The sequence below is a fragment of the Actinomyces naeslundii genome (assembly GCF_001956585.1).
GTDB lineage: Bacteria > Actinomycetota > Actinomycetes > Actinomycetales > Actinomycetaceae > Actinomyces > Actinomyces naeslundii.
Window position 1 is genome coordinate 18438 of the sequence record NZ_MSRR01000020.1, and the last position, 11495, is coordinate 29932.

General features: G+C 71.8%; 9 protein-coding genes, 1 pseudogene and 1 riboswitch. Of the genes and pseudogenes, 5 read left to right on the plus strand and 5 right to left on the minus strand.

Features of this window, described 5'->3' with window-relative positions; translation table 11 throughout:
• Positions 1 to 67: 67 nt before the first annotated feature.
• The 5 genes and pseudogenes from BKH33_RS09950 to holA all read left to right on the plus strand — a co-directional run bounded on the left by BKH33_RS09950 (position 68) and on the right by holA (position 5973).
• Positions 68 to 1351: a glycosyltransferase gene (locus BKH33_RS09950; RefSeq protein ID WP_003782136.1), complete on the plus strand. Its 1284-nt coding sequence runs from the start codon at positions 68 to 70 to the stop codon at positions 1349 to 1351.
• Positions 1352 to 1426: 75 nt separating this feature from the next.
• Positions 1427 to 2290: a DegV family protein gene (locus BKH33_RS09955; protein ID WP_076142720.1), complete on the plus strand. Its 864-nt coding sequence runs from the start codon at positions 1427 to 1429 to the stop codon at positions 2288 to 2290.
• Between the two features lie 112 nt (positions 2291 to 2402).
• Positions 2403 to 3209 (plus strand): ComEA family DNA-binding protein, encoded by an 807-nt coding sequence (locus BKH33_RS09960; RefSeq protein ID WP_232621449.1) that lies wholly within the window; start codon positions 2403 to 2405, stop codon positions 3207 to 3209.
• A pseudogene (locus BKH33_RS09965) lies at positions 3206 to 4852 on the plus strand (ComEC/Rec2 family competence protein); the annotation flags it as partial. The gene BKH33_RS09960 and the pseudogene BKH33_RS09965, both read left to right, overlap by 4 nt.
• Positions 4853 to 4941: 89 nt before the next feature.
• Positions 4942 to 5973, plus strand: a complete 1032-nt coding sequence (gene holA, locus BKH33_RS09970) for a DNA polymerase III subunit delta (RefSeq protein ID WP_232621448.1) — start codon at positions 4942 to 4944, stop codon at positions 5971 to 5973.
• Between the two features lie 8 nt (positions 5974 to 5981).
• Here holA and ribH read toward each other — a convergent pair whose 3' ends face one another.
• The 5 genes from ribH to BKH33_RS09995 form a co-directional block, all read right to left on the minus strand.
• The gene (gene ribH, locus BKH33_RS09975; protein WP_003780199.1) at positions 5982 to 6455 is read right to left on the minus strand and encodes a 6,7-dimethyl-8-ribityllumazine synthase; all 474 of its coding nucleotides are present in this window, start codon (positions 6453 to 6455) and stop codon (positions 5982 to 5984) included.
• Positions 6452 to 7783, minus strand: a complete 1332-nt coding sequence (locus BKH33_RS09980) for a bifunctional 3,4-dihydroxy-2-butanone-4-phosphate synthase/GTP cyclohydrolase II (RefSeq protein ID WP_003780195.1) — start codon at positions 7781 to 7783, stop codon at positions 6452 to 6454. The genes ribH and BKH33_RS09980 overlap by 4 nt, the downstream gene beginning before the upstream one ends.
• A complete protein-coding gene (locus BKH33_RS09985) occupies positions 7777 to 8439 on the minus strand; it encodes a riboflavin synthase (RefSeq protein ID WP_003780197.1) in 663 nt (220 codons plus the stop codon). Before BKH33_RS09985 ends, BKH33_RS09980 begins: the two co-directional genes overlap by 7 nt.
• Positions 8439 to 9596, minus strand: coding sequence for a bifunctional diaminohydroxyphosphoribosylaminopyrimidine deaminase/5-amino-6-(5-phosphoribosylamino)uracil reductase RibD (ribD, locus tag BKH33_RS09990; RefSeq protein ID WP_100218989.1), 1158 nt, complete (start codon positions 9594 to 9596; stop codon positions 8439 to 8441). Before ribD ends, BKH33_RS09985 begins: the two co-directional genes overlap by 1 nt.
• 86 nt (positions 9597 to 9682) lie before the next feature.
• Positions 9683 to 9812: riboswitch (FMN riboswitch) on the minus strand.
• 133 nt (positions 9813 to 9945) lie between these two features.
• On the minus strand, positions 9946 to 11433 hold the full coding sequence (locus tag BKH33_RS09995; RefSeq protein WP_003780194.1) for a DUF1846 domain-containing protein: 1488 nt from the start codon (positions 11431 to 11433) through the stop codon (positions 9946 to 9948).
• Between the last annotated feature and the right edge of the window lie 62 nt (positions 11434 to 11495).

Genomic DNA, 11495 nt, shown 5'->3' on the forward strand with positions numbered 1-11495 from the left:
TTCCGGAAGAGCCTCCCCCGCCGCCCCTCGTGGGCCAGCTGCTGGCTCACCCGGTCCACAGGATCGGGTGAGCGCCATGCGGATCGCCTTCTTCATCGACGACTACCTGCCCTCCGTCCACGGCGTGGCTACCTCCACGGCGACCTTCCGCTCCGCGCTGGAGCGCATGGGTCACGAGGTCTACGTGGTGGCCCCCAAGGCCGAGGGCTATGAGGAGACCGACGACCACGTCATCCGCCTGTCCTCCTCGCGCTACTACGTCTTCGACAGCCGCGAGGTCGCCACCATCTATCCCGGTCTGGCCCGACGCTTCGACGCCTACGACTTCGATATCGTCCACAGCCAGACCCAGTTCAGCCTGGGTGTCCTGGCCCATTGGGTGGCCAAGCGTCAGAACATCCCTCACGTCACCACCATTCACACCCTCTACACCGAGCTCATCGACGACTACCCCCTGGCCGTGGTCTCCGGCCTGCTGGCCCTGTCCGTCGCCTTCCCCGTGGCCCTCAAGTCGTTGCCGGTCCTGCCCCGCGTGCACCGCGACTCCATCAAGCACCTCAACAAGCGCGACATGAAGTCGGCGCTGTCCCGCCAGGGGTGGCGGCTGACGGCGGCCTTCGCCAACAAGTGCGACGCCTGCCTGTCACCCTCCCAGCACCTGGCCCAGGTCCTCATCGACGACGGCGGACTGACCGCTCCTTACATGGTGCTGCCCAACGGGCTGGACTCCGGCCGCTACCGGCGCGCCCGCGTCGACGACTCGCCGATTCCCAAGGTCCCAGGTGAGAAGATCATCATCTGCGTGGCCCGCCTCAGCCCTGAGAAGCGGCAGATGACGCTCATCGAGGCCATGCCTCACCTGGCCGACATGCCGGTCAAGCTGGTGCTGGTGGGACACGGCCCCTCCCAGGAGGAGCTGGGGCGGCGCGCCGAGGAGCTCGGGGTCGCTGACCGCGTGGTCCTGACCGGCAAGCGATCGCCGGAGGAGGTCGCCGTTCTGCTCAAGCAGGCCGATGTCTTCTCCCTGGCCTCCTACCACTTCGACAACCAGCCCATGGTGTTCCTGGAGGCCGCCGCCTCCGGACTGCCGATCGTCTACTGCGACGAGCGGATGACCGAGTGCCTCACCGAGCGCAACGCGATCCTCACCGACGGGATCGAAGGCGAGGACTTTGCCAGGGTCTTCGCCTCGCTCCTGTCCGACGACGCCCGGCTGGCCGAGCTGTCCGAAGGGGCGCTGGAGGTCGCTCAGCAGTTCGACTCCGAGACGATGACCAAGCGGCTCGTCAACCTCTACGACGATCTTCTCACCTCTCGCAGCGCCGGGCCGCCAGGGGCTGAGGGGCAGTAGAGGACGGGGCCTGGCGCTGCCGCCACGGGCGGCACCTGGCCGGTGAGCAGCGGCGTTGCCGATAAGGTAGGGGTCATGTCGCTCGCCGTCGTCACTGACTCCGCCGCCTGTCTGACGGAGTCCCTGCTGGGTGACCGGGCGATCGAGATCGTGGCGCTCCATGCAGTCCCCGGCGAGAATGGTGCGTCCGGGACCACATCCCGCCCCAGCGTTCAGGAGCTGGTGGATGTCTACCGCCGCGCAGCCGGCCGGGCCCAGGAGGTTCTGGCCATCCACATCTCCTCGGCCCTGTCCGGCACCATGGACAACGCCCGTATCGCCGCCGCCCAGGTCGAGGCCGAGTACAGCGGCCGGGACGGGAGAGCGGAGCGCCGTCGGCCGCAGTGGCTGCGCGTCGTCGACTCCGGTACCAGCTCGGGGGCCCTGGGGCTCGCGGTGCTGGCCGCCGCGCGCGCCCACGACGCCCGGCGCGGCGCGGCTCTGGCCCAGGCCAGCACCGCCCGCTCCTGCCAGCTCTTCGTCGTGGACGACCTGGGCCGGCTGGCCCGCTCCGGGCGGATCGACCGCACGACCGCCCGCCTGGACGGTGTCCTTGGCATCCGTCCGGTCCTGGCTCTCACCCGCGACGGGATCCGGGCGCTGGAGACCGTGCGCGGTGCGGCCCGAGCCAGGCGCCACCTCATCGCCCAGGCCGTCCGCGCTGCCGGAGGGACCGCTCTGTCCGGCCCCAGGCGTCCCGCCGAACCGGTGCGCCTGGCCATCCAGGGCGACGACACCGGCATGCTGGCACAGCTCGAGACAGGTCTGCGTGAGGCCATGGAGGAGGCGGGGGCCATCGTCACTGAGGTCCTCACCCTTCCGGTCGACGAGGCGACCAGCACCCACGTGGGCCCCGGGGCCCTCGGCATCGCCGTCGCCCCCGACCTCCGGGCCCACTGATCCCGGTCCGACGGCGCAGTCCGGTTGCCACAGGCGGCCGGTTGCGAGTGCTCTCCACAGGGCAGACGGGGCGACCGTGCGGGGACCAGCCCCAGCTCTTAGCGTCGAAGGCATGGGCGTCAGGAGAAGCACCGGGAACCGGTCCCTGGACGACCTCGTGCGTCTGGCGTGCTCGACCGACCCCGAGGAGCCTGTGCGTCGGCCACGCCGTCTGGCAATCGCGCCGAGAGCCGCCGTCGTCGCCGGCTCCGTTCTCCTTGTCCTGGCCGTCGTCCTGGCGCTGCGGGCCGTCCTGACCTCCACCGCGGCCGGCGGCGAGTCGGCCCCGGCCGCGGCCGGGACCACCGCTGCGGCGCGTCCCTCGGCCGCTGTATCCACCGCTGGGCCGAGAGCGGGTACGGCTACAGCTCCGGGCGGCCCCGCTCCGGGAGGACCGAGTGCTGGCGCCGGCAGCGTCGTCGTCCACGTCACCGGAGCGGTGATCAGACCGGGCGTCGTCACCCTGGGAGAGGGCAGTCGCGTCAATGACGCCATCGGCGCCGCTGGGGGAGTCTCCCCGGACGCGGACACCCAGCAGCTCAACCTCGCCCGTGTCCTGACCGATGGCGAGCAGATCCGTGTGCCGCGCATCGGTGAGGTCCTGCCCGACCCCGTACCGCAGCCCGGCGCAGCCGTCACCCCCGGTACGGGAACAGCCCCGGGGAAGCCCGGTGCCGGCAGCGCCTCAGGAACGGTCAACATCAATACGGCCTCGGCCTCCGATCTGGAGAAGCTTCCCGGCATCGGCCCGGCCCTGGCCCAACGGATCGTGGAGTACCGCGACTCCCACGGGCCCTTCGCCAGCGTTGATGCGCTCACCGACGTCCCCGGCATCGGCAAGGCCAAGCTCGAGGCCCTGCGAGAACAGGCCACCGTGTGAGTGCCGACCCCGCTGCCGCCGACTCCCGGGCCCCGTGGGACGACCCCGCGCTCTATGAGCGCCTGCGTCAGGAGCAGGACCGGCACCGACGCCGCGGACGACATGCGCACGCGACCTCCTCCAAGGCCCCCGAGGCCCTCGACCTGCGTCTGCTCGCTCCGGCGGTCACCTGCTGGGCCTGCGCCTGGTGGGCTGTCGGAGGTGACGGACCGGCGGCATGGAGCCAGGCGCTCCTCATGGCCGCCGGGTGCACCGCCCTGGCTGCGGCACTCGTCGTGCCCGTACTGCGCTTCCGGCCCCCTCGCCACCGGGCCGACCAGCGTCCCGGAGCCCCGGAGCAGGACCCCGGCGCCATCGGAACCCTCAGCGCCAGTCTGCTCGTGTGCGCCCTGTGCGCCGCGACGGTCCTGGCCGTCAGCGCAGCCCACCTGTGGTCCCGTCAGCGTGACCCGTTGACCATGGCGGTGGCCTCCGGCCAGCCGGTCACCCTCATCGGCACCGTCTCCCAGGAGCCGCGGGTGTCGGCCACCAGCCGGTCCACCCTCGTCATCACCGCCCTCGACGTCGAGCAGGTGGCCGGGTGCGCTTCTCGCCTGCGCGCCACCGTCCTGGCCGACAAGCAGTGGCTGAGCCTGTCCATGGGGACCCGCGTCCAGGTACGCACGCGCCTGCGACCCACCGATCCAGGCCGCGCCGAGACAGCCATCATCCCCAAGCGCGCTGGTCTCAAGGTCCTCAGCCCACCGACCGGGGTGCTCGGGGCCGTCACCGGGATCCGCTCTGGTCTCGCCCGGGCCGTCGGGGCACAGGGCGCGGCAGGAGCGGGGGAGGAAACAGGTTTCTGGCCGCCGGGCGCCCGGGTCCTCGTACCCGGTGTCGCCCTGGGTGACGACCACGCCCTGCCGGCCCAGGTGCGCGAGGACATGCGCATCGTCTCCATGACCCACTTGACGGCCGTCTCCGGGCAGCACGTCGCCATCGTCCTGGGCCTGGGCCTGGCCGCCCTCGGGGTGCTGCCCCGGCGGTGGCGGGCACTGCTCGGAGCGGTCCTGCTGACTGCTCTCGTGATCCTGGTGCGCCCCTCGGGATCCGTGCTGCGCGCGGCCACCATGGGGGCCGTCATGCTCCTGGGCGTCGTCGCCGGACGGCGCGCCGCCTCCGTGCCGGCACTGTGCGCGGGCGCCATCGTCCTGCTGCTCATCGACCCCTGGCAGTCCCGGGACTACGGATTCGCCCTGTCGGTGGTGGCCACCGCCGGGATCGTCATCGGCTCCAAGCCCGTCGCGGTCCACCTCTCTCGACGCCTGCCCAGGTGGTTGGCCGCCGCTGTGGGCCTGCCACTGGTGGCCCAGGCCGCCTGCGGGCCGCTCCTCATCCTCCTCCAGCCCTCGGTGGGGGCCTGGTCGGTTCCCGCCAACCTGCTCAGTGAGCCGGCGGCCGTCGTCGCCACCATCAGCGGGCTGCTGGCCGCGCTGATCCTCCCGGCCTGGCCCGCGGCCGCCACCGTCATCGCCTGGCCGGCGCTCGTGGCCTGCTCCTGGATGGTGTGGGTCGCCGGGTTCTTCGCCCACCTGCCCGGCGCCACCCTGCCCTGGCCGGACGGCCTCACGGGTGCCCTGGCACTGGGGGTCTGCGAGATCGGGGCCCTGCTCCTGGTGCCCCCCCACACCCGCCGCGCCCTGCTGGAGGGACTGAGACGGTTGACGCGGCCCGCTCGTGGCAGGCTTGCCCCATGGCAGCGACCCGAACCTCCCGCTCCCGGAGCCGGCGCAACGCACCGGCTGGACTCCGCTGGGACCAGGCCCAGCTGGCTCCGATCGTCCTCATCCGCGCCGGCGAGGAGGTCCTCGCCGACCGTGCGGTATCGAGTCTTCTGGCGCAGGCCAAGGCCAAGGACCCGACCACCGAGGTCACGCGCCTCGAGGCCGCCACCTACGAGCCCCACCAGCTCGACACCCTCGTGTCGCCCTCCCTGTTCGGAGAGCCCCGGCTCGTCTACGTCCCCGCCCTGGAGCAGATGACAGACGCCCTCCTGGCCGACCTCATCGCCTACGTGGGTGCCGCCGACCCCGAGGTCAGCGTCATCCTGCGCCACAACGGGGGGCAGCGGGGCAAGCGTCTGCTCGACGCCATCAAGGCCTCGCCCTACCCGACCGTCCAGTGCGACGCCATCAAGAGCGCCAAGGACAAGTCCTCCCTGGTCGTGGCCGACGTGCGCCGCGCCGGGCGGAGCATCGCCCCCGAGGCCGTGGGCGCCCTCGTCGATGCCCTGGGCAGCGACGTGCGCGAACTGTGCTCCGCCGTCGACCAGCTCCTCGCCGACACCCAGGGCACCATCAGCGTTGACCACGTGCGCACCTACTACGCCGGGCGCATCGAGGCCACCGGCTTCACCGTGGCCGACGCCGCCGCGGCCGGCAACACCCCGGCCGCCATCACCGCCCTGCGCCACGCCGTGGCCACCGGTACCGACCCGGTGGCCATCGTCGCCGCCCTGGCGATGAAGGTGCGCCAGCTAGCCCGGGTCGCGGCCGCTGGGGGCCGTCGCATGAGCCCGGCCGAGCTGGGCATGGCGCCCTGGCAGGTGGACCGGGCCCGCCGCGAGCTCCAGGGCTGGTCCGACGACGCCCTGGCCGCCTCGATCCTGGCGGTCGCCCGGGCCGACGCCGAGGCCAAGGGCGCCAGCCGCGATCCCGTCTACGCCGTGGAGCGCGCGGTTCTGACGATCTGCGATGCCCGCCGCTCGGGCACCCGTCGGCGCTGAGCCGCCCCTCAGACCCGCATGGCGGCCAGTGTGAGCGCCGTGGACATCGCCGCACACGCCGCCTCGTACCCCTTGTCCTCGTCCGAGCCCGGACAGCCGCAGCGGGCCAGAGCCTGGGCCTCGTCGTCGCACGTGAGCACGCCGAAGCCCACCGGCACCCCGGTGTCGAGCGCCGCCCGGCTCAGTCCGTCTGTCGCGGCCCGGCACACGTAATCGAAGTGCGGGGTGCCGCCGCGGATGACGACGCCCAGCGCGACGACCGCCTCGGCACCGCCCCGCGCGGCGGCCGCGGCGAGCACCGGGAGCTCGAAGGAGCCCACCGCCCGCACGACGCTCGCCTGAGCTCCAGCCTCCTCGACGGCGCGCAGCGCCCCAGTGACCAGGCCCTCCATGACACGCTCGTGCCACTGGGCGGCGACGACTGTCACCTTCATGCCCCGCGCGTGAGGTGCGCTCTGCTCAGGCGCCCCGGATCCGCTCATCGTGTCTCTCCCTCGTTCTCGTCGGTCTTGTGCCAGGGCGCATCGTCGGCCGTCTCCTCACCGGGCAGCACCTCCGTGCGGGACCCGGTGGGCTCGAGCCCGGTGAGCAGATGGCCCATGCGGTCGCGCTTGGTGCGCAGGTAGCCGAGGTTCTCCCCGTTGGCGAAGGTCGGCGTCGATGTCCTGGAGCGGACGCTCACGCCGTAGTGCTCCAGGCCTGTGACCTTGTCTGGGTTGTTCGTCATGAGCTCGACCGAGCGCACGCCCAGGTGCCGCAGCACCTGGGCGGCGGTGGCGTAGCTGCGGGCGTCGGCCGGCAGCCCCAGCGCGACGTTGGCGTCGAGGGTGTCCATTCCCTCCTCCTGCAGCGCGTAGGCGCGGAGCTTGTCGATGAGCCCGATGCCGCGCCCCTCGTGGTCGGAGGCGTAGACGAGGACCCCGCGGCCGCGGGCGCCGATCGCCTCCATGGCGGCGCGCAGCTGCGGCCCGCAGTCGCAGCGCAGGGAGGACAGGACGTCGCCGGTCAGGCAGGCGGAGTGGACGCGGGTGAGGACGTCCTCACCGTCCGCGACGCGGCCGCACACAAGCGCGAGGTACTCGGTGCCGTCGACCCTGCTGCGCAGGGCGTGAGCGGTGAACTCCCCGTGCGCGGTGGGCAGGTGCGTCGAGACGACCTCCTCGACGAGATCCTCGTGCAGCCAACGGTGGCGCTCCAGGTCGCCGACCGTGATCATGGGCATGGCGTGGGCGTCGGCGAGCTCTCGCAGCTGGTGGCGGCGCGCCATGGTGCCGTCGTCGTTGACGATCTCCACGAGGACGCCCACGGGGCGGTTGCCCGACAGGCGCATGAGGTCGACGGCGGCCTCGGTGTGACCGCGGCGCGTGAGGATCCCGCCCTCGCGTGCACGCAGGGGGAAGACGTGGCCGGGGTGGACGAGGTCGGTCGGTACTGAGCCCGGGTCCGCCAGGACACGGATGGTGCGGGCCCGATCGGTGGCGCTCACGCCCGTGGTGATGCCTGTGCGTGCGTCGGCGCTCAGCGTGAAGGCCGTCCTCTTGGGATCGGTGTTGTGCTCGGTCATCATGGGGATGCCCAGGCGGTCGAGCTCCTGGGCCGTCATGGGTGCGCAGATGATACCGGTCGAGTGTCGGATCGCGAAGGCCAGCTGCTCGGTCGTGGCGGTCGCTGCGGGGAAGATGAGGTCCCCCTCGTTCTCCCGGCTCTCATCGTCGACGACGACGACCGTCCGGCCCTCGCGGAGGGCGGCGAGGGCGTCCTCGACGCTGTCCATGCGTGTGTCCGGGCGCACGCTCCTGGTGCTCAGCATGCCTGCCGATCCTCCTCGCCCAGGCGGGCGCCCAGAAGACGCTCGGCGTACTTGGCCATGACGTCGACCTCGAGGTTGACCCGTTCTCCCGGCCGCCTCGTGCCCAGAGTCGTGCGTCGCAGCGTCTCCGGGATGAGGCCGACGCTGAGTGACGCCCCTGCTCCCGGCGTGGGGGAGGCGTCGGGGGCGTTGTGCTGGGCGTCCTCGACGTCGACGACGGTCAGCGACACCCCGTCGAGGGCCACCGATCCCTTGACGGCGACGTAGCGGGCGATTTCCTGCGGCAGACCGACGCGCAGGAGGTCCCAGTGCTCGCCGTGGCTGCGGTCGAGGACCTCGGCGGTGGCATCGACGTGCCCCTGAACGATGTGCCCGCCGAGCCGGTCGGTGGCGCGCAGGGCGCGCTCGAGGTTGACCGGGTCTCCGGGCGCCTGGGAGCCCAAGGTGGTGCGCGTGAGAGTCTCCGCCATGAGGTCGGCGGTGAAGGTACTCCCGTGCATGGCGGCGACCGTCAGGCAGCACCCGTTGACGCTGATGGAGTCGCCCAGGCTCGCGTCCTGGGTGACGGTGGGCGCCTCGACCGTCAGCCGGGCGCAGTCCTCGATGGTCTCGAGCCGGACGACGCGTCCGAGCTCCTCGACGATTCCGGTGAACATCAGTGACTCTTCTCGGTGTGGCGGCGGATAGGGGGATGAGTGCGGTCCCGGTGGTCCGGGCATTGGCTGTGCCGCGGCCTCGGGCCCGGAGGGGCGTCGGGGTCGGCGTCGTCGGCCCCCAGGTCACCGGAGAGGCGGATGGCGAGCCCGTCGTCCGCGCCGAGGACCTCGACGCGGGGATGACGTAGCCGCAGGGCATCGGTGATCGTCGTCGCCCCGAAGTCGGCGATGGCGGCCGGTCCCGCGCCCAGAAGTGCGGGGGCCGTGTAGGCGACGACCTCGTCGACGACGCCGGCGCGCAGGAAGGCGGTCGCGAGGGTCGGGCCTCCTTCGAGGAGGACCTGGCGGATCTCGCGCTCGGCGAGCACGGCGAGGACGGTGCGCGGGTCGTGGTCGGGCAGGAGGAGATAGCGGTCGTCGGCGAACACCTTGGAGGTGGGAGGCAGGCGCCTGGAACCGACGATGACGCGCAGCGGCTGGAGGTGAGCCGGGGCGGGCTCTCCCATCTCGTCACGGACTGTGAGGGCCGGGTCGTCGGCGAGGACGGTGCCGGTGCCCACCATGATGGCGTCGCACTGACGGCGCAGGTGGTGGGCGTCGCGGCGGGCCGCCGTCGGGGTGATCCACCGGCTGGTGCCGTCGGCGGCGGCGATACGGCCGTCGAGGGTGGCGGCGAGCTTCCACGTCACCATGGGGCGGCCGCGGGTCACGGCCAGGAGCCACGGGCGGTTGAGACGTGCGGCGTCTTGGGAGCACAGCCCGCGCCGTACCCGCACGCCGGCGGCCTCCAGCGTCGCCGCGCCGCCTCCGGCCTGCTCGGTTGGGTCGTCCTGGGCGTAAATGACCTCGGCCACGCCCGCGGCGAGGAGCGCCTGGACGCACGGGCCGGTGCGGCCCTCGTGGTTGCACGGCTCGAGGGTGACCACGGCGGTCGCTCCCTGGGCGGAGGCACCCGCCGCGGCGAGGTTCGCCAGCGCGTCGACCTCGGCGTGGGCGGTGCCGGCGCCACGGTGGTGGCCCTCGGCGAGGACGTCGCCGTCGGCGGAGAGGATGACGCAACCGACCCTGGGGTTGGGGCCGGGCGGCGCGTCGGGGGAGGCCGCGGCCCGGAGGGCGCGTCGCATCGCGGCCGTCTGCACGGGGGTGAACGAAGTCATCCGGTCCTCTCCCTCGGGTGCGCTGGGGAGAGACACCGCCACGCCGGGCTCACCGGGTGCACAGCACCGGTACGGCGTGGTGTGTCCCGTGTGCGCTTCCCATCCGGACTCTCACCGTCGGTCCAGGAGTTCCACCTGGTCAGCCGGTCGCTGGATGCGACCGGGTCGCGGACTGTCACCGCCGGTTCGGACTTTCACCGACCCCAGAGCACACGAGCTCATCTCGTTGGGGAGAATGTACCGCGTGCGAGTGCGTCCGGCCGCCTCCCCGCACTCATGTGACCAGTCCCACCTCAACAGGGTGTCCGGATGCGGGCGGCGCCGCAGGCGGGCCGCCCGCGCCCGGGCCTCACTTCTTGCGGTACAGGGACTTGGTGGCGTAGACCGGCTCGTTGGTGACCTGGACCCCCAGGGCGCGGAAGATGCCCTCGTCCACCGACCCCAGGATCGTGGAGGTGTGGACGTCGCAGCCCCGCAGCGTCTCGAGCTGGTCGAGTGCCTTGCGGGCGTTGTCGTCCCCGTTGGCGGACACGGCCAGGGCGATGAGCACCTCGTCGGTGTGCAGCCTTGGGTTGCGGCTGCCCAGTCCCTGGGTCTTGAGCTTCTGGATCGGCTCGATGGAGGCTGGGGCCAGCAGGTCGACGCCGTCATCGATCCCGGCCAGGACCTTGAGGGCGTTGAGCAGCATCGCCGAGGAGCAGCCCAGCAGGGCCGAGGTCTTACCCGTCACGATGCGCCCGTCGGGCAGCTCGATCGCTGAGGCGGGCTCACCGGTGGCCGCGGCCACCTCCAGCGTGGGCGGCACGACGGGACGGTCCTCCTTGCTGACCCCCACCTTGGCCATGAGCAGCGCGATCCGTTGGGACTGGACGGGGGCGATGACCTCGCGCTTCTCGGTCACCAGGGCCCGGTAGTAGCGGCGGATGATCTCCTGGCTGGCGGCCTGCCGGCAGGCCTCGTCATCGCAGATGCAGTTACCCGCCATGTTGACGCCCATGTCCGTGGGAGAGGCGTAGGGCGAGGATCCCAGGATCTCCTCGAACAGACGGGTCAGGACCGGGAAGACCTCGACATCGCGGTTGTAGTTGACGGTCTGGACGCCGTGGGCCGCCAGGTGGAAGGGGTCGATCATGTTGACGTCGTCGAGGTCCGCGGTGGCGGCCTCGTAGGCGATGTTGACCGGGTGGTCCAGGGGGAGGTTCCAGATCGGGAAGGTCTCGAACTTCGCGTAGCCCGAGGAGATGCCCCGCAGGTGGTCGTGGTAGATCTGGGACAGGCAGGTGGCCATCTTGCCGCTGCCCGGGCCGGGGGCGGTGACCACCACGAGGTCCCGGCTGGTCTCGATGTACTCGTTGCGCCCGTAGCCCTCCTCGGAGACGATACGAGCGACGTCGCCGGGGTAGCCGGGGATGGGGAAGTGACGGTAGACCGTGATGTCCAGCGACTCCAGCTTGCGCTTGAAGTCATGGGCCTGACGGTTGTCCTCGGTCCACTGGGTCACGACGACGCTGCCCACGTAGAGCCCGTAGCTGCGGAAGGCGTCGATGTGGCGCAGCAGGTCGTCCTCGTAGGAGATGCCCAGGTCTGCACGGACCTTGTTGTGGGCGAGGTGCTTGGCGTTGACCGCCATGACGATCTCGACCTCGTCGGCCAGCTCGGCGAGCATGACGATCTTGTTGTCCGGGGTGAAGCCCGGCAGCACGCGCGAGGCGTGCATGTCGTCGATGAGCTTCCCTCCGAACTCCAGATAGAGCTTGCCGCCGAACTGGGCGCGGCGCTCCGCGATGTGGCTGGACTGCATCCGCAGGTACTTGTCGCGGTCGAATCCGATGCGCAATGGGCTCTCCTTGAAGCGGTCTGATGAACGGGGTGAGGGATACGGAAAAAGGGGAGGGCGCC